The organism is Paramagnetospirillum caucaseum, assembly GCF_000342045.1.
Lineage (GTDB): Bacteria > Pseudomonadota > Alphaproteobacteria > Rhodospirillales > Magnetospirillaceae > Phaeospirillum > Phaeospirillum caucaseum.
Genome location: NZ_AONQ01000002.1, coordinates 142,755 through 164,922 on the forward strand (window position 1 = coordinate 142,755; position 22,168 = coordinate 164,922).

Below are 22,168 nucleotides of genomic sequence, written 5' to 3' on the forward strand. Positions count from 1 at the left end.
GCCTTCCGCCGGAACCCGACGCCCATGCCCCAGCGGGCGATGGCTCCCCAAAATTGCTTATACCCAGAGTATACGTGTTTTCCGTCAATGCGCCGAGATCATTTTGAACCGGCGCTCGTCGTCCAGGGCTCCGGCCAGCATGGCCGGAGTCATCACCAGGCAGCGTTCCTCGCCCACCCGCGCCCGCTCCGCCAGGCAGGTGTCAACGGCCCGGCGCTCGGCCAGGCCGACGATCAGGCCGCGATAGCGCATCAGGCCGTCGCGGGGTCGGATCAGCACCATGGCGGAACCGCCGCCCAGCCTTCCCCGCAGCTCGCGGTGGGCTTTGTCCAGGTCGCGCCGCACCTTGCCCGGGTCGCGGCCGAAGGCGACCTCCAGCCCCCATCCGGCGGGCATGGAGCGGCGCTGGGCCAGGGCGGCCTCAGGGCCGCTCGACCGTCCCCCGCGGGCGAAGCCGCAGGCCTCGACCGAGCGATCGGGAGGCGTGCCGCCGCCATTGGCCAGCCCGGACAGCGGCCGCCCGGCGGCGGGCTGGGGCTGCAGCGCCTGATCCATCAGGCGGCGGATGGCGCCCAGCCGCTCCGCCGAGGACCCCGCCCCCATCACCACCGCCACCGCCCGCCGGCTTCCCCGATGGGCGATGGCCACCAGATTGTAACCGGCCGGGCAGGTGAAGCCGGTCTTCATGCCCTCGGCTCCGGCATAGGCGCCGAGGAAGCCGTTGACGGTGGGCAGCACCCGGCCCTTCCAGGTGGTGTCGCGGCTGGAAAACAGCGGCCGGAAGGCGGGAAAATCCCGCTCGAGGGCCATGGCCAGCAGCGCCATGTCGCGCGGGGAACTGACGTGCCCGGCGGCGGTCATGCCGCTGGCGTTGCGGAACGACGACGAGGTCATGCCCAGGCGAGTCGCCTCCTCGGTCATGCGTTGGGCGAAGGCGGACTCGCCGCCCGCCACGTGCTCGGCCACAGCCACCGCCGCGTCGTTGGCCGAGCGCACGATCATCGCCTTCAACGCCGCCCCCAGGGTGATGCGTTCGCCCCGGCCCAGGCCGAGGGCGGAGCCACCCTGGGACGCCGCCCGTTCCGAGACCACGATGGCGTCGTCGGCCGAGACCTTGCCGGAGCGGATGGCGCCGAAAGCCACATAGGCGGTCATCATCTTGGTCAGCGAGGCCGGGTGGTACGGCGCCCCGCCCCGGCTTTCGGCGACCACGGCGCCCGAGCCGAGATCCACCGCCAGGAAGGCCGGCGGCTCGGCCCGCGCCGCCCCTCCGGCCAGACCCAATGCCAGCGCCAGCGCCGCCACACATCGCCAAGATCCACGGGTCCAGTTCGCCATGATCCCAGGATCGCGCCCCGGCGGCCAACTTGCAACCCCGGCGAAATTAACCGCCGTGAAACGTTGAAATGAGACAATGAGGCCGGTAGAGGCTTCACTCCGCTGACGAATCAGGGTTAAGTGGAGCCAAGAGGGGAAGTACGCGCGGGATGGCAAGCGACGTGGGCAATAGCGACCGCGATCTGGATCGGCAGTCGCCGGGTTTCATCAGGCAGTTCATCCGCCTGGCCGGCCCCTATTGGCAATCGGGCGAGAAGTGGAAGGTGCGGGGTCTGGTCGCCCTGCTGCTCGGCCTGACCGTCGCCCAGGTGGTCGTCCCCATCCTGATCAATCTGTGGAGCGCCGAACTGTTCGACGCGCTCGAACAGAAATCCATGGACAAGTTCTTCGGCCAGATCGTCGAGATCGGCCTGATCCTGCTGGCCTCCATGACGGTCACCGCCACCCATCTGCGGGTCAAGCGCGCCATCCAGCTGGGCTGGCGCCGCTGGCTGACCCGGCGGCTGCAGGACAACTGGATGGCCATGGGCCACCATTACCAGCTGATGCACATGCCCGGCGACCACGACAATCCCGACGGCCGCATCGCCGAGGACATCCGGCTGACCACCGAGACGGCCATCGACCTGATCCACTCGCTGTTCTACTGCGCCCTGCTGCTGGCCAGCTTCGTGCAGATCCTGTGGATCCTGTCCGGCGACCTGACCCTGTCCCTCGGCGGGGTGGAGTTCTCGGTTCCCGGCCACATGGTGTGGGTGGCGCTGTTCTACGCCTCGTGCGCCTCGTCCCTGGCCCTGTGGGTGGGCCGCCCGCTGATCGGCGCCACCGACCGGCGACAGACCGCCGAGGCCAATTTCCGCTTCGGGCTGGTCCGGGCGCGCGAGAATTCCGAGGCCATCGCCCTGCTGCACGGCGAGGTGGGCGAGCGCCGCCGCTTCTCCGAACTGTTCCGCGGCATCGAGGGCGCCTGGAACCGCCAGACCGCCGGGCTGATCCGCCTGTTCCTGTTCACCTCGGGCTACGCGGTGTTCTCCACCGCCTTCCCCATCCTGATCGCCGCGCCGCGCTACATCTCCGGCGTCATCTCGCTGGGCCATCTGATGCAGACTGCCCAGGCCTTCCAGCAATTGTCCCAGGCGCTGTCCTGGCCGGTGGACAACCTGCAGAAGGTGGCCGAGTGGCGCGCCTCGGTGGAGCGGGTCATGTCGCTGCACGACGCCCTGCAGGCGCTCAGGGACGATTCGTCGCGGCCCGACGCCCACACCGTCATCGTCCAGAAGGCGGCCATCCCCACGCTGTGCTTCCACGACCTGACCATCGCCAATTCCGACGGCGCCGTGGTGATCGAGGGCTTCAGCGCCGAGATCATCGGCGGCGAGCATGTGCTGATCGGCGGCGATCCCGGCGCGGCGGTCAAGCTGTTCAAGGTGGTGGCCGGGCTGTGGCCGTGGGGGCGCGGCACGGTGGACCTGCCCTGCGACGCCCACATCTTCTTCATGCCCCAGCGGCCCTACATGCCCATCGGCACGTTGCGCGGCGTGCTGACCTATCCCTCGGCCATGGAATGCTTCCCCGACGACCAGTTGGAAGGCGCCCTGGAGCGGGTCGGACTCGGCCACCTGATGCCGCGCGTCGACGACACCGCCATCTGGGAGCAGAACCTGACCGCCGGCGAGCAGCAGCGCCTGGGCTTCGCACGGCTGCTGCTGCACCGGCCCAAATGGCTGTTCCTGCAGGAGGCCACCGACGCGCTCGACCCCGACGGCGAGCGCAAGCTGATGCAGATGCTGCTCGACGAACTCCCTGCCGCCACTATTCTCACCGTCGGTTTCCACGCCGAACTGGAGCAGTACCACCAGCGCAAGCTGACGCTGATCCCCTCGCCCGACGGGACCATCCTGGTGCGCGAAAGCCGTAAGGACTGGGACCAGCCCAAGCGCGGCATGAACTGGGGCGGCCGCCTGTTCGGCAACCTGCTGCGCCGGGGCGAGCGCCGGGCGCTTTCCGACGGCCTGACCAAGCGCGGGGACAAGCGGCGGTAGATTGTGGACTGCCGCCCACGCCCGCTCGGGGCCATGGGCCCCAAACCCCATTCATTTATACACAGTCCACGCCCCCTCCCCCGGCGAGGCCGGAGGAAGGTCGGGGTGAGGGGAAAGAGTGTGTCCTACCTAGCGCCCAACGCCCTGATTCATAAAATCAAAGGGTGGCCGGGGCATTGGCCCCGGACGGGTTCGGGCGATAGCCCGATTACGTCCTCTGGCCCTTGATCATCTCCCGGTACCACTTGCCGGAATTCTTCAGGGTGCGCTTCTGGGTATCGAAGTCGACGTGGTAGAGGCCGAAGCGCGGGCCGTAGCCCGAGCCCCACTCGAAATTGTCCAAGAGCGCCCAGACGAAATAGCCGCGCACGTCGGCCCCCCCGGCCACCGCGTCCAGCATGGCCTGCTGGTACTCGCGGAAATAGGCGAGGCGATGGGTGTCGTCGACCACGCCGTTCTCGTCGGGGGTATCGCTGCCCGCCCCGCCGCCGCAGCCGTTCTCGGTGACGTAGACCGGCAGCTTGTAGCGCCGGGTGAGCGTCAGCAACTCGTCCCTGAACACCTCGGGGAAAATGGGCCAGCCCACCTCGGGGTGGTTGGCGGATTCAGGGGGAGCGCCCCAGCCGTAGCCCCAGGTGGTGCCCGCGTCGGCCTTGGCGTAGATCGGGCCGTAATGGTTCAGCCCCATCCAGTCGGTGGGCCGGCAGATACGCGCCAGATCGCCGGCCTGGACATAGGGCTCGACATCGCGGGCCATGATCTCGGGATAGTGGCCCAGATGCTGCGGGTCGCAGAAGACCCCGTTCCAGTGGGCGTCGAGCAGGTCGGCCGCCGCCTGGTTCTCGGCCAGTCCGCCCTCGGGCCGGACGATCTGGCGGTTGTGGATGGCGCCGATGGAGACGCCCGGAACATGGTCGCGCAGCACGTCCACGCCCATGCCGTGGGCGAGGTTGACATGATGGATGGCCTTCATGTGGGCGGCGCGGTCGGTCACCCCCGGCCGCCGCCCACGTCGATGGCGTAGCCGAACATGGTGAACACCGAGAATTCGTTGAAGGTGGCGAAGTGCTTGACCCGGTCGCCGTAGCGTTTGGCCGCCAGCACGGCGTAATCGGCGAACCAGCCGGCGCAGTCGCGGTTGGTCCAGCCGCCCAGGTCGTCCAGGGCCTGGGGCAGGTCCCAGTGATAGAGGCACACCCAGGGGGTGATCCCCGCCTCCAGCACCCCGTCGATGAGGCGGTCGTAGAAGTCGAGGCCCTTCTCATTGACCTGCCCCTTGCCCTTGGGCAGCAGGCGCGGCCACGCGATGGAGAAGCGATAGGCGTCGACGCCCAGGTCCCGGATCAGCCCCACATCCTCGGGCCAGCGGTGGTAATGGTCGCAGGCCACGTCGGCGTTGGCGCCGGTCCACACGCCGCCCTGCAGGCGGCAGCGGGTATCCCAGATGCTGGGGCCGCGCCCATCCTCCCTGGTGGCGCCCTCCACCTGGAAGGCCGAGGTGGACACGCCCCAGACGAAATCGGGCCGCAGGCCCACCGTCCTGGTCTTGGTCTTTCCGGCGCCCATGCTCCCCTCCCGGCTGGCTGACGTCGGAAAATCTTCCCACCCCAGGCCGGCGCCGTCAAGGAACCGCCCCCCTATTTCCCGGCGACCACCTCGATGCTGCCGATCATCTTGGTATGGCTGAGGCCGCAATACTCGGCGCATTGCAGACGCACCCGGCCCGAGGCCGGGGTGGTCAGGGTGACCACCCGGACTTCTCCGGGGGTCAGCAGCACCTCGGCCTCGCCGATGGCCGCCGAATGCACCGTATCCTCGGCCAGCAGGTGCAGACGGTAGGTCTTGCCCGGCTCCAGCTCCAGGGCCGGGCTGAACTCCCAGCGCTTGGCCAGCACGGGGATGTCGGAGCCGGCGGGCGGCCGCACCACCGGAATGCCGTCCAGGCTCTGGCCGGTGCCATGGGCGGCCAGCAGAGCCAGATGGCGGCCGTGGAACTCGCTCGGCTCCGCCTTGTAGGTTTCCGCCGGCAGCACGTCCAAACCGCCGGTGCGGCCCATCACCCAGCCCAGCGCCAGGATGGCGGTGGCGGCCAGCAGGGCCAGCGGCGCGAAGCCCTTAAGCATTGCCGTCCTCCTCGCCCCGCTTGAGCAGACGGGAGAGCGCCATCCACACGAAGATGATTCCGCCCAGCACCGCCAGGCCGGTTCCCATGCCGACCACACCCATGGATACTTTTTTCCACAGGGTATTCAGCCCCTGGTCGATTCCGGTGGTCTTGCGCGGCACGCCGGCGGCGCCGGCCAGGAAGAAGCCCAGAGCATGGACCAGCTGGCCCCAGCCGTAGAGGTGGAACTGCAGGCGCACGCCCCGGCCCGTTCCGATGCTGCGCCCCAAAGCGGGCAGTAGATTGACCAGCACCACGCCCATCAGGCCCAACTGCACCCCACCGATCACCGCGTGGTAGTGCGACGGCGTCCGGGTGTCGGCCACGCCGAGGAAGAATCCGGCGAAGCCGCCGATGGCGAAGACGAACAGCGACAGCGCCAGGGAGAGGAAGGCGGGCGAGCGCCAGTCGCGCGGCCCCTGGACCAGCTTCCAGGCCAATCCCATCCCCATCACCAAAGGCGGCAGCGGCAGCCCCACCCACAGCAGGCGGGTGAACACCTGGCGGTGCTCGAGGCCCAGCACGTCGCCGCCGGTGAGGTAGATCAGCGGCGAGACCGCCGCGAACAGGGCCAGGGCGGCGAAGCAGGCACGGCCCAGGCCGGCAGGGACCGGCCCGGCGCCGAAATGACGCTCGGCGAGCGCCTGCCAGGCGATCATCAGGATCATGGTGTTGACCAGCTGCAGCACATGGCCGCCGCCCCAGAACACCCGCTCGTTGAACAGGTCGGCATCGGTCCCCGCCGGGATCAGCGCCCAGGCGATCAGGAAGCAGGCCAGGGCGGCCAAATAGGCCAGACCGGCGCAGGCGATGCCGAACCGCGCCACGACGGGACTGCGCAGCACCGGCATCAGCCGCAGGCAGGCCAGGGCCACGCCGGCGGCGTGCACGCCGAGGCCGATATAGAACAAGGGATGTCCGACCACCGGGACATAGTTGTTGAGCGAGGGCTCGCCCTGGTCGGCCAGGGCCGGAATCAGCAGCAGCACGACGCCCAGGACACCGAGGATCAACGCGACGCGGCCCAGCGCGTCGCCCTTGGGACAGGGCGGCGCCGCCATGGCCGACAGCGCCCCCAGGGCGGCCAGGAACCACACCTCGAAGGACAGGACGACGTGGGTGACCAGGGCGCGGTAGAAGAAGTGCGGCCCCCAGGGCAGCCAGTCCTGCACCTTGGGAGTGCGCGACAGGCCGAGCGCCAGGGCCAGCAGCCCGGCGACGGCCAGCGAGCCGATGGCCAACAGCGCCCAGCCGCGCAATTCGGCCCGGCGTGCCGCCGACAACCCGTCGACCTTCCAGGAATGATCCATGCCGCCCCTATCCGTCTCAAGCCGCGTCACCCCGGCCGGAAAGCCGGGGTGACGGTTCTTGTCACTTGAACTCGAACTTGCCGTTCTCTTCGTCGAAATCGACCACGAAAACCTGGCGGGGCACAAGCTCGACGGTGACCTCGGCCACCTGGTCGAAGACGGTGGGGTCATTGCCGTCGCGCATGCGCGCCGTGATGACGTGGCGGCCGGTCTTGATCTCGCGCGAATCGTAGAAGCGCGAGCGTCCGTCACCCGACAGGCCGGCCGGCTTGGCGACCTGCGAGAACACCTTGACGCCGTCGATGTCCATTTCCAGCGTCACCGCGTTGCGCTCGCGGCCGCAGGACTGCTTGGCCCGCATGTTGGGCGGCAGCTTGGCCAGTTCCTCGGCCGAACGCTCCTTGCATTCGCCGACCTTCTGCCCGGCATGGGTCAGCGACAGCTTCAGCAGGGCGTTGTCCGGGTTGTGATGGCGGTAGACCGGATTGGACGCGAAATAGGCGATCATCACGGCGAAGGCGGCATAGGCCACCGCCTGGCCGGCGATGTAACGGGGCTTGATCATTCCGCCACCCTCCTTCTGGTGGATTCGGGACGCACGATGGGCGGCAACTCCTCCAGCGCCACCCGGAAACCGGCCAGTTCCGACATCAGGGCCTTGGTCTCTGTGCTGGCGGCCCAGAACAGGCGTACCCGGTCGCGCGGCACGGCGCCGCGCAGCTTGGGCACCCGCTCGCCGTTCATGCGCAGTTCGGTCCATTCCGGCCCCAGGCGGTAGAAGCACTCGCCCGGACGGCAGGCGGTGACCAGCACGCCGTCGGCCAGATCCTTGTTGAACACGTAGTCGATCAGCGAGGGCGGCATCATGCCGGTGCAATGCAGGGGCAGAACGCCCACCGACGGACCCTTGAGGTGGTCCAGCACCGCCCCGTGCTCGCAGCCGATCACCAGAACCCGGTTCTTGCCCACCAGGCCGTGGGTGCGGGCGGAAACCCGTTTCACCATCAGGTCGAAGGTGAAGTCGGGAATGTCGATGGCGGTGTTGCGGGTCTCGCCCGCATGGGGCAGGAACGGATTGGTCTTGTTGCACGACGCCATGCACATGCCGCAGCTGGTGCACAGATCGGGCTGGACCACCGCCAGCTTGGCGCTGGCATGCAGCCCATCGGTGCGCGGGCGCAGGACCACGGCGCCGAACGGGCAGTCCGAGGCGCAGTTGCCGCAGCCGTTGCAGATGTCCGAGGTGACCACCGCGGCGGCACGGCGCTTGCGGCGGAAGGCCATCCACGGCATCAGCGACAGGAACATGCTGGCGCCGATGGACACCGCCCAGGTCACCAGCGGCCCCTTGGCGTCGTACAGCGGATACAGCGCCATGAAGTACCAGTCGGGATTGAGGTCGCCGATGGCCTTGCCCAGGTCGGCCGGCGGATGGCTCTGGGCCGGATGGATCAGCGACAGCGCCACCAGCATGATGGAGGTGCCGATGATCAGCGGCCGCGGCGGATTGGTGTTGGCGCGGTTGATACGCAGGATGTGCACCCACATGGCCATCAGCAGGAACAGCGGCACGGCGATGTGGATGAAGATCAGCAGGGTGAAGAAACGGTCGGTCAGCGCGCCGGGATTGAGGAAATTGCGCGCGATGCTCTGGCCGAAAATGCCCAGGAAGTCCATCCACTCGGCGGTGCCGATGGCCAGGTACTGGGCCAGTTCGTCCCACACCAGCCAATAGCCGGTGATGCCGGAGCTGAACACCATCCAGATCAGCGGCACGCCAGTGAACCAGGCGAACCAGCGGGCGCCGTGATAGCGGTCCAGCGCCCACTCACGCAGCAGGTGGAGCATCATGGTCAGCACCATGGCGTCCGAGCCGTAGCGGTGCAGCGAGCGGATCAGGCCGCCCCAGTACCATTGCTCGCGCGAGATGTGCTCGATGGAACTCCAGGCGCGCACCGCGCTGGTGTCGTAGGGCACGAACAGGTACAGCCCGGTGGCGCCCACCACCCAGAAGAAGAACCAGGACATGGCGCCCAGGCAGTACATGGGGTTGGACTCGCGGCCCACCAGCATGTCCCAGCCGCTCTCGAAGCGGAAGAGGCCCGCTCTGACGGCGGATTTGATTGGATTAGACAAGGCGAAATTTCCTTTTCGTTTCCATTTTCTTGCCCCCTCGGCGGGTGCGGGCGGGAATCATCGCGGCGCCCTGCGGCTGTCGCGCCACATGCGGATGGTCATCCAGATGATGGTCAGCACGGCGAGAAAACCCGATCCGATGCTGAAGAAGATGCCGAAATCGAAGCGGTAGGCATCGGAATGAGGGTCGTAGACGGTACAGAAGAAGCGGACCCGGTCGCTGATGGATTGCAGCGAGGTCAGCGCCGCGGTACGGCCCAGCACCAGATCCTTCAGCGGCTCGACCAGCAGCGGCAGCTCGAAATTCTCGCCGTAGACCTGGCGGTAGATGCTGCCGTCCTTGTCCAGCACGGTGGTCTGGGCGATATGGTCGAAGCCGCGCGAGGTCACGTACCAGGTGAAGCCCAGCTCGGCCGACAGGGCCTCCATGGTGGCGTGGTTGCCGGCCAGGAAGGTCCAGTTCTTGAGGTCGATCCCCTGCTGGCGCGCGTACATCTTGAGATTGGCCGGGGTGTCGCGCACCGTGTCGAAGCCGATGGACAGCACCTGGAAACTGTCGTCGCCCAGGGCCTTGCGCGCCCCCGACACCGCCTTGGCCACGTTCTGGGTGGTGACCGGGCAGGTATGGTCGCAGGCGGTGTAGATCATGCTGATCACCACCGGCTTGCCGCGGAACTGGGTGATGTCCACCGCCTGGCCGTCCTGGTCCAGCAATTGGTGGGACCCGACCACGTTGCCCTCGGCGGCGCGCGAGCGCTTCAGCGCTTCCTCCGCGGTGGCGGAAACGGTGGGCGCCGCATGGGCGGTGAGGCTCCCCGCGGAGAGGAGCCCCAACAGAATCAGGACACTTGCGCGTATCATGGCGGTGTTCTAACCGGCCAGCAGCGGCTCCACCATGACGGCGGTCAAGAGCAGCACCAGCTGGATCAGGGAAGCGAAGAAATTTCCCATGGCCGCGCTTCGTCCGGGCCGCATCACCAGGAGGACGCTCTTGTAGAGGAACCACAACCCGCCCGCCAGGGCGGCGCCCACATAGAGCGGGCCGGCGCCGAACAGCGCGGGCAGCAGCGACGAGGCCACCAGGGCGACGGTATTGGCCAGGATGATCCAGTTGGTCTCGGATTCCGGCTTGACCACCGGCAGCATGGGAATGCCGGCGGCGGCGTAATCGTCCTTGAGCGCGGTCGCCAGGCTCCAGAAATGGGGCGGCGTCCACAGGAACAGGATCAGGGCCAGGATCAGGGATTCGGGGCTGAGCGTCGGAACCGCCACGGCGGCGCCCGCCAGCACGGCGAAGCTGCCCGACAACCCGCCGATCACGATGTTCCAGGCGGTGCGGCGCTTCAGCCAGACGGTGTAGACGATGCCGTAGACGAAGGCGCCGAGAAAGACATGGAGCGCCGCCCAGGCATTGGCGGCGAAGGCGGCCAGGGCCACCGCGGCGACGGTCAGCGCCAGCAGCCCCAGAGGCCACAGCGGACCGGCGGTGAACTGGCCGGTGACGAAGGGACGGTTGCGGGTGCGGTTCATCTTGGGATCGATGTCGCGCTCCCAGTAGTGATTGAAGGCGCCGGCCGCGGCGGCCGACAGCAGCACGGCCACGGCCACGGCCACGACCTGGGAGGTCTCGGGAACGGCACCCTTGGTTACCAGGGCTCCGGCGATGGCCGCCAGGGCGCAGAACACGCCGATGCGCAGCTTGAACACCGACGCCAGGACTTTAAGGTTCGCCGTCATCACCACTCCCACCCTTTCAAGAAATTCCGCCTTGGAGGGAAAACGGGCGGGACCCGAGGGTCCCGCCCGCCTTTACCCAGGTCCTGGATCAGCTGAGGATCCAGGTGCTGGCCAGATACTTCCAGTTGACGAAGTAGTAGAGCACAAACATCGTCAGGAAGAGCAGCGCCAGGGCGAAGGTGCCCGGAACGGCCACGTGCTCGGCATTGCCGTACGAAGCCACCGGCGAGGGAGCCGGAGCCGGAGCGGCCGAGTGGACCACCGGCTTGCCGAACAGCACCGAACCGACGATGACCAGGACGAACAGAGCGCCGCCGATCACCGCGATCACCGCCGACACGCCCACGATGCCCATCATAAGGAAGGCAGCGGGAGCGTGAGCGAAGGCGTGCGGAGCGTCCGAGAAGGCCATGTCCCAGTGACGGCGGGACACGCCCAGGGTGCCGGCACCCATCATGAACAGCGAGAACACGCCCATGCCCAGGCCGAACAGGTACGGCTGGAGCTTGGCCAGGCCCGGCATGACCAGTTCACGACGGAACAGGACCGGGACCAGGAAGTACGTGATCGCCATGAACGCCAGCGTCGTACCGGCCGCCACGGTCGCGTGGAAGTGGCCGGGAACGTAGATGGTGTTGTGGATCATGATGTTGATCTGTTCCACGCCCATGGTGACACCGGAGATGCCGCCGAGGAAGCCGAACAGGATCAGGGACAGGAACATGCCGGAGAACACCGGATTGCCCCAGGGGGCCTTACGCAGCCATTCGAACATGCCGTTGTTGAAACCGCGACGGCGCTGGGCCGCCTCGATGCAACCCGGAACGGTCAGGCCGTGGATCATCGAACCCAGCACGGCGAGGTACATGCCGTACGAGGTGTTGAAGATCTTGTAGGCGGAGGACAGACCGGGCTCGACCAGAAGATGGTGGGCCGAGGCGATCTGCAGGAAGAAGATGTAGGTCAGGTAGGCACAGCGGCTGACCTTCTCGGACAGCGGCTTGGCGCCGAACAGGATCGCGGCGATGGCGTACCACACGGCAATGTGGGCGGCCACGTTGATCTGCTGCGACGAGTGACCCATGCCCCACCACACGACCTTGTACATCAGCGGGTCGATGTGGCTGATCAGCCCGATCGACCACAGGAAGGTCGGGATCAGGATGATGGCGCCGGACGCGATGGTGTAGATGGCGATGATGCAGGCCACCAGCGCACCGAAGGTGACCAGCGGGATCGACCCTTCATAGGTCTTCTCGGCCTTGGCGACGACCAGGGTGCCGAGGAAGATGAAGCAGGCGATCAGGGCACCCACGGCGAACAGGATCAGACCCACGTAGAACAGCGGATCGGCCTGCATCGGCACGTAGGAGGTCATCATCACGCTGGAATTGCCCTCGAGGACCTTCCAGTTGGTGATGGCGGCGCCCAGAACCATCAGAGCGTACGAAACCCAGCCCATCTTGGGCGTAGCGATGCGGGTCTGCAGCAGGATGGACGAGGCGAAGTACATCAGGGCAACTTCGAAGAAGATGCACCAGACGATCAGGATGTCGATACCGTGCGCGGTCAGCGCCAGGTAGAACAGGTCGGCCGGCAGCAGGTGCACGGTCGGCCAGCGGGTCAAAGCGACGAGAAGGCCGAACAGACCTCCGACGGCCAGCACCACGATGGCGGTGACCGCGTTGATCTTGATCAGCTTCTCTGCTTCGTCATGGATCTTCAGACCCGTGAAGCCGCAGGTTCTGAATACGGGCTTGGCAACCATTTGCGCTCCCCCTCGATTACTTGCCCGCCACGACTCGGATTTTTCCGAGCATGGTGTGGTGGCCGATACCGCAATATTCGTTGCAGATGATGCCGAAATCGCCGGCGTCGGTCGGGGTGATGGTCACCACCTCGTCGATGCCGGGATGGACCTGCAGATTGATATTGGCGGGCTGCACGGAGAAACCATGCTGCCAGTCAATGGACGAGAGGTGCAGGCGGTAGGACTTGCCCTTCTCGAGTTCGAGAACCGGGTACCATTCCCACAGACGGGCCAGCAGGTACACGTCCGAACCGGCCGGCGGGCGAACCACCGGGGTCTTGGCGTGGCCTTCTTCGCCCACCTTGTACTTCTCGACGAAAGCGTCCACGCGGGCCTGATACACATCCGGCTGGATGCGATAGGCTTCGTTGGACATGTTCTGGGTACCCTTGAGGTGCCAGAGCGGCATCATGGCGAACATGATGAGCGCCCAGGTCAGGGCGATGAGCACCCAGATGACCTCGGTCTTCTCGACGGGCTCATTGTACCAGACTTTTTGCTCCGGAGGAGTAATAGACATTATATTATCCCTCCCTTACTTGGCTATCGGCAGCTGGGCGACTTCCATGATCCCCCAGATCGTGTAGGAAACCGTCGGCACAACGACACCGATAAAGAGAAGCAGGAACGGATTGTCCAGGATGCGCTGCATCGCCGGAATCTGCTCCTCCTCCTTGCCTTCGATTGAATTGGACATCGATCGAACTCCCTTGGCATTTCCGAAAAAAACTCCGGACGACCGGACCATGAACCTCTCATTACCGAAAGTTCATCTCCTTGACTTTGGTAAAGTCCGGACGACTCAATCGTCTTGAATTTCTACATTTTTCACGGGAATATTCCGGCCGGCAGGACCGGGAATCAGATGCGCCGGCGCAGGTCGTGGATGGCCCACAGGCACAGGGTGAGCAACGCCATGGCCCCCATCTGATGGGCGGAGGCCAGCCACACCGGCACCACCAGGATCAGGGTGCCGACGCCGAGCGCCACCTGAATCAGGGCCATGACCGCCACCGCGTGGACGGCGGCGGGAGTCTGGGCGCCCAGGCGGGCGCGGACCCGGAACCACCCGACCAGCGCCACCACGATGGTGATCTCGGCCAGGGTGCGGTGACCGAACTGGACGGTCTTGATGTCCTCGAACAGGCTGTGGAAGCCGTCGGGAACCAGATCGCCGGGAATGAGGGCGCCGTCCATCAGCGGCCAGGTATTGTAGATCAGCCCGGCCTTGAGCCCGGCCACCAGCCCGCCGAACAGCAGGGTCGCCACCACCAGGAGGGTGAGGCCCGTCAGCCAGCCCAGGGCGCGGCCGGCCTCGCCATGCAGGCGGCGGGGGGCGGAACCGTGGTCGGCCAGGATGTCGAGCGCCAGCCAGAACATCCAGCCATGGATCAGGAAGGCCAGGGCCAGATGGGCGGTCAGGCGGTAATGGGAGACGGCGGGGTTGTCCACCAGGCCGCTCTTGACCATGAACCAGCCCATGCCGCCCTGGGCGGCGCCCAGCAGGAACACGCCGATCAGGCGGGGAATCATCGCCCGTCCGAGACGGCCCGAGACGGCCAGCCACAGGAAAGGCACGAAGAAGACGATGCCGATCAGCCGCCCCCACACCCGGTGGATGTATTCCAGCCAGAAGATGCCCTTGAAATCCGCCAGGCTCATGCCGGCGTTGACCTTGAGGTATTCGGGGGTCTGCCTGTACTTCTCGAAGAACAGCTGCCAGTCGGCCTCGTTGAGGGGGGGAATGATGCCGCGGATAGGCTCCCATTCCACCATGGACAGGCCGGAATGGGTCAGGCGGGTCAGACCGCCCAGCAGCACCATCACCGCCACCATGAAGCAGCAGACCAGCAGCCAGACGGCCACGTCGCGATGAGCGCCGTTGGCGAGGTCCGTACGACCGAAGGATCGCGACATGGCGGTCATTCCTATCCCCTTGAAGCTCAGCGGGCCAAGACAGGCGACGACGGAAGTTTCAGCAGTTCGACGACCACGTCCACCACGCCCGGCTGCGACCAGTCGGCCTCGCCTTCCATGCGGGCCGCCTCTTCCCCCTTGGGGTTGACCAGCAGGGCGGTGGGCATGCCGCGCACCTTGAACGCCTTGGCCACCGAACCGTCGGGATCGAGAATCACCGGCATGTCCTTGATGCCGTTGTCGTCCAGGAACTTCTGCGCCACCGGGGCGCCTTCCTTGTCGACGTTGACGGTCAGCACCTGGATGCCGACCGCCTCGGCCATGGGCTTGAACTTGGCGAACAGCGGCAGTTCGCGCACGCAGGGAATGCACCAGGTGGCCCAGAAATTGATCACGGTGGGCTTGGTGATGCGCTCGCGGAACGGCTTGGTCACTCCGGCCATATCGGTGGTCATGGGATTTTCCAGCGGAATGGCATAGTCCGGCCGGCGCATGGATTCCTTCACCAGAATGGGAGTGGGCTGCGGGCGGCGGATCTGGATCGCCGTTCCGGCCACCATGGCGAGGATCAGCGACAGGGCCACCAGGATGAGAATGCGGTCGGACATGGTTTACCTTCCAAAATACGGCCCGGAGTAGACCACGGGGACCGTGGGAATGAACTTGCTTTTGGTCAAGCCCCCTTCCCCGGCCCTAATCCACCAGGATGGGATCGGGAATGGTGGCCACCGCCCCGCGGCGATAGGCCATCTGGGCGGGCGCGGCCAGGGCGGCCAGCGAATTGTCCTCGTCGGAGAGCGGCTTGACCCCCGCCACCAGCGGCGCGGTAGCATCGATGATCCGCAGGGATTCGAGCGAGGCGGCCATCCGGACCGCCATGTGGGGGGAAACGATCCCCGGCCCGATCCACAGGTCGGCCAGGGCGTCGAGGCGGCCGGGCTGGCGGGCGGCGAACAGGAAGCCGTTGGTGATGGACCGGGACGGCGGGCGGTCCTGCTCGACGAAGGCCACCCGGCCGAACACCGCGGCCAGGGTGGCGAGGATGGCGCGGGTGGGCTCCATGTGCCCGGCGTCGAGGAAGCTGTTGATGGCCACCACGCCCTCTTCCGCCAGACAGCCCCGCACGTCGGCGAAGAATTCGCGGGTCAGCAGGTGTTCGGGGATGCCGTCGCCCGAGAACAGATCGACGAAGACGATGTCGTGGTCGGGGGCGCAGCCGCGCACCTGGGTGCGGGCGTCGGCGAAGACCAGGGTGGTGGCCGGGCCGGGGCGATAGCCGAAATGATCCCGCGCCGCATCAAAGGCGCGGCGGTTGATCTCCACCACCTCCACCGCCGCTCCCCTTGCCTCGAAGGCGGCGGGAATCACCCCGGCGCCCAGGCCGAGGACCAGCACCTTGCGCGGCGCGGGCACCAGATGGGCGGCGCCGGCCTCGAGGAAATGGGTGAATTGCAGGGCCGGCCGGCCCTGGGCGTCGAAGCCGTTCTGGGCCAGCCCGTCGTTGAACAGGATGCGCAGCATCCCGGCGCCCTCGCCCACCTCCACCACCTTGAGCACCCCGAAGGCCGAGGGATAGACGGCGATGGTGGTCCAGGCCCGGTCCTCGCCGTCGCGGGCGGTGCGCCCGCTTCGCCCGGCGGGATCGATCAGCCCGAGGGCCAGGGCGGCGGCCAGCCCGGCCAGGGCCACGGCCAGGACAATTCCCCGCCGTCCGCCCAGGGCGGCCAGCAGGCACAGCGTGGCGGCGATCACCAGGATGGAATGGCGGCCGGAAAGATAGGGGATCAGACCGAAGGCGGCGACCAGCACCCCGGCCACCGAGCCCATGGTGCTGATGAAGAACACCCAGCCCGCCCCGGAATCGGCCGCGCCGTGCAGGGGACGCTCCAGGGCCACCAGCAGCGGATTGAGCGCCGACAGCAGGATCAGGGGCACGGCCAGCAGCAGCACCGAGGCGAGGAACGCCCCGCCCACCAGATTCAGCTGGGCCAGCGGGCCGAGGCTGACGGGATAGAGCAGGACGGCGGCCACCAGCCAGGCGCCCGACAGCGCCGGACTGAGGTAATAGGCGGCGCGGATCGCCTCGGCGGAGCGGCCCCGGCAGAAGACGCCGCCGTAATAGTAACCCAGCGCCAGACACAGCAGGGTGACCGACAGGATGCCGGTCCAGATCAGCAGGCTGACCCCGAAGAACGGCGTCATCACCCGGGACGCGATCAGTTGCAGGCAGAGAATCGCCGCCCCCGTGATCACGATGGTCGCCCGCGCCATTCTCTCCCCTCCCCGCCATAAATCGGCGCGACTATGGCAAATCGCCGGTGAACAAACCACCCTTGCAGCCGCGCGAAGCCATCCTAAATCAATTTCGCCGGATGCCTTTCGAAGGGTCCGGACCGGTCCAAAAGGACGACTTACGCGTGACATTGCTTCGCAAAGGAGGATGGAACCATGTTGACCTACGACTTCGCCCCCCTGCTGCGCACCGCCGTCGGCTTCGAGCGCCTGGCCCGCCAGGCCGAGGCGGCGGCCCGCTTCGACGACACCAACGGCTATCCGCCCTACGACATCGAGGCGGCGGGGGAGGACCATTACCGCATTACCCTGGCCGTGGCCGGCTTTTCGTCCGGTGAACTGGAGATCGAAACCCAGGACAACACCCTGACCGTCACCGGCAAGAAGGCGGAAAAGCAGGGCGAGACCACCGGCTATCTGCACAAGGGCATTGCCTCGCGCGGCTTTGCCCGCCGCTTCTCCCTGGCCGATCACGTCCGGGTGACCGGGGCCAATCTGGCCGACGGCCTTCTCACCATCGATCTGGTGCGCGAGATCCCCGAGGCCATGACCCCCCCCCCCGGATCGAGATCGCGGGCGAAGCCCCCACCAGCCTGTTGACCAAGGCCAAGAGGCTGATCGAAGGCCCCGGCAAGAAGGAAGCGGCCTGACCGCCCCCAAAAGGGTCGGGTGCCGGAGGGTGCCCGACCCGCTGTGGCGTTTCCCGGCCCGCCCCCCAGAATCACGGCCTTGTCATCAATCTTCGTCAATGCACACGCACCTAAGACCCATGGTATAGTCGTTCAACCGGAAGGTTGGGGGACGCATGGTGCATTCTGCCGGAAAGATAGGATTTGTTCTGGGGCTGGCGGCGGTCTTGCTGGCCCTGCCCGCATCCGGCCGGGCGGATGACGCGCTGCGCTTCTCAACCGGAATGATCGATCCCTGGACCAATGCGGCGGGCACCGGCTTTCACCAGGTTCTCATCCACGACGCGCTGGCCAGGCTGGGCAAGGCGGCGGAGCTGGAGGTCAATCCCGCCTCGTCGCGGGTCATCAAGCTGGCCGACGACGGCATCATCGACGGACTGGCGGGACGGGTCGGCGGGCTGGAGAAGGACTACCCAAACCTGCTCGCCGTTCCCGAACGGATGTTCGTCAACGACTTCGTGGCCTGCACCGCGCCCGGCGGCAAGCCTCCTGCCGGCTGGGCGGCGGCCGCACCGTTCTCGGTCGCCTACGTGATCGGCTGGCAGATCTTTGAACACAACCTGCCGCCGGTGCGCGAACTGACAACGGTCAAGGATTCGGTTCAATTGCTGAACCTGCTCAAGGCCGGGCGCGTCGAGCTGATCCTGCACGAGCGCTGGCAGGTCCTGTGGCTGGCCCGCGAGATGAACATCCCGCTGGTCTGCGCCGAGCCGCCGCTGGCCAGGGTTCCCATGTTCATCTACCTCAACCGCCGCCATGCCGGCATGGCTCCGGCGCTCGGGGACGTGTTGCGCCGGATGAAATCCGACGGCTCCTACGAAGCCATCGCCCGCCGGGTATTCGGCGGCCTCGGCGCCTCGGTGACGGAGGTGAAATGACCTTTGCCGCCGCCCTTGCCCGCAAGGACAGCGTCGCCCACCGGCTGATCACCCGCCTGGGCCTGGTGGGGCTTGCCCTGGCGGTGATCATCGCGGCGGGACTGGTCACCGCCGACTACCACATCGTCACCCAGCGGGCGGAAGAGCGCTTCCAGGAGATCGAGGCCGGCTATCTGGCCAGCCTGACGGAGAACGTCTGGCTTCAGGACGACGAGCGGCTGGCCCAGCTGGTGGCCGGCATCCACCAGTTCCCCCACGTCCAGATGGTCCGCGTCACCGACGAGACCGGGGCCGTCCTGGCCGAAAGCGGCAGCCGCCAGGATGTGGACGAGGCAAGCAAATCCTACCCCCTCTCCCGGGCCTATTCGGGCCGGGAGCTGAATATCGGCCGTCTGGACGTCTCCATGAGCCGGACCAGGATGCTGCAGCCGGTCTTCCAGCGGGCCTGGATCCTGTTCCTGGCCAACATCGTCCTGATGGCGGGCATCCTGTCCACCCTCTACTGGCAGGTCTACAGGCTGGTCGCCCGCCCCCTGGCCCGCATGGCGGCCCATGTGCGCCACACGAACCTGGACAAGGCGGATTGGGAGATGCCGCTGGACAGCCCCGATGATGAATTGCGGGACCTGGCGGCGGCCTATACCGAAATGCGCCTGACCATCGACCGGAGCTACAGCGCCATCCAGTCACGGGAAGAACATCTGCGCATCCTGTTCGACAACTCCCCGGTCTCCTTGTGGGAGGAGGATTTCTCCAGGGTCAAGGCCGAGGTGGAATCGCTGCGCGGGCGGATCGACGGCGGAATCGAGGACTATCTCGACATCCATCCCGACTTCATCGACCGCTGCGCCGCCCAGGTGGAGGTCATCAACGTCAATGCCGCCACCCTGGCGCTGCATAACGCCCCGGACCGGCGGGCGTTGCTCGGCAATCTGGAGAAGACCTTCACCCCCGCCTCGCGCCAGGCCTTCGCCCGCCAGATCGTCGCCATCTGGAACGGCGAGGTCCAGCTTTCCGTCGAAGGCGAAGTCAGGACCCTGGACGGCTTCCCGCGGGTGGTGGTGGTCCACTGGCGGGTTCCGCCCGGCCACGAGGAGCGGCTGGACCGGGTCCTGGTGGCGCTGGAGAACATTACCGACCGCAAGGCCGCCGAGCGGGCCCTGGCCGCCTCCATCGACAAGCTGGTCCGCACCAATCGGGACCTGGAGCGGATGACCGAAATCACCGCCCATGATTTGCAGGAGCCGGTACGCGGCATCGTCAGCTTCAGCCAGTTGCTGGACCGCCGCGTCGGCCGGACGCTGGATGCCGAAACCCATGAACTGCTCGACTACCTCGCCAAGGCGGGACAGCGCATGCAGGATCAGGTCCGCGGCCTGCTGGCCTATGCCCAGACGGCGCCGCAGGACGCCCCCGTCGAGCCCACCGGCCTGGGCGACGCCCTGCATCAGGCGCGGGCCGCATTGAGCGACGAGATCGGACAGAGCGGCGCCGTCATCGAGGCCGGGCCGCTGCCCCGCGTGCTGGGCAATGCCCGGATGCTGGCCGACCTGTTCACCCGACTGATCGACAACGGCCTGAAATTCACCAGGACCGGTTCGCAGCCCCGCATCGAGATCACGGCGTACGCCGCCGACGGCGTGGTCGGCGTGGCCGTCACCGATCACGGCATCGGCATCCTGCCCTCCTATGCCGACGACGTGTTCCAGGTCTTCCGGCGGCTGCACGGCCCCGATGAATTTCCCGGCATCGGCATCGGCCTGGCCATCTGCCGCAAGATCGTCGAGCGCCTGGGCGGTCGCATCTGGATCGACACCTCGGTGATCGAAGGCTGCACCATCCGCTTCACCCTGCCCCAGGCACCGCAATAAAAAAGGCGCCGCCAGCGGGGCGACGCCCTTTTCATCATACGGAACCCGGAGGCTACAGCCCCCAGCCGTTGGCCTGTTCGCGGGCCGACAGCGAGAAGGCGTTCTCGATGTAGCGCAGCAGGTCGGCGACGCTCTCATCGACGCTCTTGCCCTCGGTGGCCAGGGCCAGCTCCGGCAGGGCCGGCGCTTCGTAGGCCGAACCGATGCCGGTGAAGTAGCTGATCTCGCCGGCGCGGGCCTTCTTGTACAGGCCCTTGGGATCACGGCGCTCGCACTCGTTCAGGCCGGTGGCGACGAACACCTCGTGGAAGGCGTCGGGGTTGATGGCGCGCACCTTCTCGCGGTCGGCGCGGAACGGCGAGATGAACGAGGTCACCACCACCATGCCGGCCTCGGCGAACAGATGGGCCACCTCGCCGACGCGGCGGATGTTCTCGGCGCGGTCGGGATCGGAGAAGCCGAGGTCGCCGCACAGGCCGGTGCGCACGTTGTCGCCGTCCAGCACGGTGACCTGCCAGCCCTTGAGGAACAGTTGGCGCTCCACCTCCATGGCGATGGTCGACTTGCCGGCCCCCGACAGGCCGGTCAGCCACACCACGCCGCCGCGATGGCCGTTGGCGATGGCCCGCGTCTCGGAATCCACCTTGTGGGGCACCACGGTGACGTGGGACGAGCGCGAGCGCGCCTCCTCGGACGGGGTCTCGGCGATGACGCCGCCGCCGACGATGTCGTAGCCCTCGACCAGCACGAAGCGGCCCAGGCGGGGATTGTCGACGAACGAATCGTGGGCGATGGGCGACTTGGCCCGGAACACCACCTCGGCCACGGCGTTGCGCGCCACTTCGCTGCCCTGGTGGTTGGCCAGGTCTTCCACGTCGATGACCCGCTCGATGGCCACCACGTCGACCACATGCTCGGCGGTGGCCAGCTTCAGCTTGTAGCGCGAGCCCACCTTGAGCGGCCCCCGGCCCAGCCAGAAGACGCGGGCCTTGAGGTCGTGGGACTGGTGGGGGAGGTGATGCTCCAGGCTGGCGACGTTGCCGCGCTCGACGAAGATCTGCTCGTCCAGCGTGATGCCCACCGACTGGCCGGCCCCGGCCGACACCGAGGCCAGGGAATTGCCCCAGGTCTCGATGGTGGCAATCTTGGCCATCTTGCCCGACGGCGAGAACACCAGGGTATCGCCCACCTTGAGGCGGCCGGATTCGATGCGCCCGGCGATGATGCGGCGCTCGTCGAACTTGTAGACGTCCTGCACCGGCAGGCGGAGCGCCAGATCGGTGAGCGGCTTGGCCGGCTCGAAGCGGTCCAGCGCGCCGAGCACGCTGGGGCCCGTGTACCAGGGAGTCTCGGCGGCGATAGAGGCGATGTTGGCGCCCGAGCGGGCCGCCACCGGGATGACGTAGGTGGGTTCGACGCCGATGGAGTTGAGATAGGCGACGATCTCGGCCTTCACCTCCTCGAAGCGGTCTTGCGAGAAGTCCACCAGGTCCATCTTGTTGACCGCCACGGCGATCTGGCGCAGGCCGAGCAGATGCAGCAGATAGCCGTGGCGGCGCGACTGCTCCTGCACGCCCTCGTGGGCGTCGATGACCAGCACGGCGGCCTCGGCCGACGCGGCGCCCGACACCATGTTCTTCAGGAATTCCTTGTGGCCGGGGGCGTCGATGATGACGTAGGGCCGGGCCTCGGTGCGAAAGCGGATCTGGGCGGTATCGATGGTGATACCCTGGTCGCGCTCGGCCTGCAGGGCGTCCATGACGAAGGCCCATTCGAAGGGCATGCCGCGCTTGTCGCAGACTTCCTTCAGGTACTCGACCTTGCCCTCGGGCAGGGCGCCGGTCTCGTTGAGGATGCGGCCCACCAGGGTGGACTTGCCGTGGTCGACGTGGCCGACCACGACGATCTTCATGGGGGAAGCGTTCTGGGACACGGAAACCTCGGGGCTGATCTTACGGGCGGTTGCGGTGTTGCTCATGATCCT

General features: G+C 67.0%; 20 protein-coding genes. 4 read left to right on the plus strand and 16 right to left on the minus strand.

Annotation, left to right across the window (positions count from 1 at the left end; genetic code table 11):
* Window positions 1-84: 84 nt before the first annotated feature.
* On the minus strand, window positions 85-1,338 hold the full coding sequence (locus H261_RS01475) for a D-alanyl-D-alanine carboxypeptidase family protein (RefSeq protein ID WP_040475574.1): 1,254 nt from the start codon (window positions 1,336-1,338) through the stop codon (window positions 85-87).
* 149 nt (window positions 1,339-1,487) lie between these two features.
* Between H261_RS01475 and H261_RS01480 the strand changes: the two genes are divergently transcribed.
* Window positions 1,488-3,380, plus strand: a complete 1,893-nt coding sequence (locus tag H261_RS01480) for an ABC transporter ATP-binding protein/permease (RefSeq protein ID WP_008613527.1) — start codon at window positions 1,488-1,490, stop codon at window positions 3,378-3,380.
* A 208-nt stretch (window positions 3,381-3,588) separates the two neighbouring features.
* On the opposite strand, the gene H261_RS26615 is transcribed toward H261_RS01480, so the two are convergent.
* From H261_RS26615 to H261_RS01540, 14 genes are all read right to left on the minus strand, one after another.
* Window positions 3,589-4,374: a glycoside hydrolase family 1 protein gene (locus H261_RS26615; protein WP_322096271.1), complete on the minus strand. Its 786-nt coding sequence runs from the start codon at window positions 4,372-4,374 to the stop codon at window positions 3,589-3,591.
* Window positions 4,371-4,946, minus strand: coding sequence for a glycoside hydrolase family 1 protein (locus H261_RS26620; RefSeq protein WP_322096272.1), 576 nt, complete (start codon window positions 4,944-4,946; stop codon window positions 4,371-4,373). The genes H261_RS26615 and H261_RS26620 overlap by 4 nt, the downstream gene beginning before the upstream one ends.
* Before the next feature lie 71 nt (window positions 4,947-5,017).
* Window positions 5,018-5,503: a cupredoxin domain-containing protein gene (locus H261_RS01490; protein ID WP_008613528.1), complete on the minus strand. Its 486-nt coding sequence runs from the start codon at window positions 5,501-5,503 to the stop codon at window positions 5,018-5,020.
* Entirely contained in the window at window positions 5,496-6,854 is a 1,359-nt protein-coding gene (locus H261_RS01495; protein WP_008613529.1) for a cbb3-type cytochrome c oxidase subunit I, read from the minus strand. The genes H261_RS01490 and H261_RS01495 overlap by 8 nt, the downstream gene beginning before the upstream one ends.
* 61 nt (window positions 6,855-6,915) lie before the next feature.
* Window positions 6,916-7,419 carry a hypothetical protein gene (locus H261_RS01500; RefSeq protein WP_008613530.1) on the minus strand — a complete coding sequence of 168 codons (504 nt, stop codon included), beginning with the start codon at window positions 7,417-7,419 and terminating at the stop codon, window positions 6,916-6,918.
* The gene (locus H261_RS01505) at window positions 7,416-8,990 is read right to left on the minus strand and encodes a hydrogenase iron-sulfur subunit (RefSeq protein ID WP_008613531.1); all 1,575 of its coding nucleotides are present in this window, start codon (window positions 8,988-8,990) and stop codon (window positions 7,416-7,418) included. Before H261_RS01505 ends, H261_RS01500 begins: the two co-directional genes overlap by 4 nt.
* A 57-nt stretch (window positions 8,991-9,047) precedes the next feature.
* Window positions 9,048-9,824 carry an SCO family protein gene (locus tag H261_RS01510; RefSeq protein WP_008613532.1) on the minus strand — a complete coding sequence of 259 codons (777 nt, stop codon included), beginning with the start codon at window positions 9,822-9,824 and terminating at the stop codon, window positions 9,048-9,050.
* A 36-nt stretch (window positions 9,825-9,860) separates the two neighbouring features.
* On the minus strand, window positions 9,861-10,727 hold the full coding sequence (gene cyoE, locus H261_RS01515; RefSeq protein WP_008613534.1) for a heme o synthase: 867 nt from the start codon (window positions 10,725-10,727) through the stop codon (window positions 9,861-9,863).
* 88 nt (window positions 10,728-10,815) lie between these two features.
* Window positions 10,816-12,495, minus strand: a complete 1,680-nt coding sequence (locus tag H261_RS01520) for a cbb3-type cytochrome c oxidase subunit I (protein WP_008613536.1) — start codon at window positions 12,493-12,495, stop codon at window positions 10,816-10,818.
* A 16-nt stretch (window positions 12,496-12,511) separates the two neighbouring features.
* Complete coding sequence (locus H261_RS01525; RefSeq protein WP_008613537.1) at window positions 12,512-13,057, minus strand: cupredoxin domain-containing protein; 546 nt, start codon at window positions 13,055-13,057, stop codon at window positions 12,512-12,514.
* 15 nt (window positions 13,058-13,072) lie between these two features.
* Complete coding sequence (locus tag H261_RS25705) at window positions 13,073-13,234, minus strand: hypothetical protein (RefSeq protein ID WP_008613538.1); 162 nt, start codon at window positions 13,232-13,234, stop codon at window positions 13,073-13,075.
* Between the two features lie 164 nt (window positions 13,235-13,398).
* The gene (locus tag H261_RS01530) at window positions 13,399-14,463 is read right to left on the minus strand and encodes a COX15/CtaA family protein (protein WP_008613539.1); all 1,065 of its coding nucleotides are present in this window, start codon (window positions 14,461-14,463) and stop codon (window positions 13,399-13,401) included.
* 17 nt (window positions 14,464-14,480) lie between these two features.
* Complete coding sequence (locus H261_RS01535; RefSeq protein ID WP_008613541.1) at window positions 14,481-15,062, minus strand: TlpA disulfide reductase family protein; 582 nt, start codon at window positions 15,060-15,062, stop codon at window positions 14,481-14,483.
* 85 nt (window positions 15,063-15,147) lie between these two features.
* Window positions 15,148-16,725, minus strand: coding sequence for a fused MFS/spermidine synthase (locus H261_RS01540; protein ID WP_008613542.1), 1,578 nt, complete (start codon window positions 16,723-16,725; stop codon window positions 15,148-15,150).
* A gap of 177 nt (window positions 16,726-16,902) precedes the next feature.
* Between H261_RS01540 and H261_RS01545 the strand changes: the two genes are divergently transcribed.
* From H261_RS01545 to H261_RS01555, 3 genes are all read left to right on the plus strand, one after another.
* Window positions 16,903-17,346 (plus strand): Hsp20 family protein, encoded by a 444-nt coding sequence (locus tag H261_RS01545; RefSeq protein ID WP_008613543.1) that lies wholly within the window; start codon window positions 16,903-16,905, stop codon window positions 17,344-17,346.
* 205 nt (window positions 17,347-17,551) lie between these two features.
* Window positions 17,552-18,313: a type 2 periplasmic-binding domain-containing protein gene (locus H261_RS01550; RefSeq protein WP_008613544.1), complete on the plus strand. Its 762-nt coding sequence runs from the start codon at window positions 17,552-17,554 to the stop codon at window positions 18,311-18,313.
* On the plus strand, window positions 18,310-20,184 hold the full coding sequence (locus tag H261_RS01555; protein ID WP_008613545.1) for an ATP-binding protein: 1,875 nt from the start codon (window positions 18,310-18,312) through the stop codon (window positions 20,182-20,184). Before H261_RS01550 ends, H261_RS01555 begins: the two co-directional genes overlap by 4 nt.
* A gap of 52 nt (window positions 20,185-20,236) precedes the next feature.
* Here H261_RS01555 and cysC read toward each other — a convergent pair whose 3' ends face one another.
* The gene (gene cysC / locus H261_RS01560; protein ID WP_008613546.1) at window positions 20,237-22,162 is read right to left on the minus strand and encodes an adenylyl-sulfate kinase; all 1,926 of its coding nucleotides are present in this window, start codon (window positions 22,160-22,162) and stop codon (window positions 20,237-20,239) included.
* Between the last annotated feature and the right edge of the window lie 6 nt (window positions 22,163-22,168).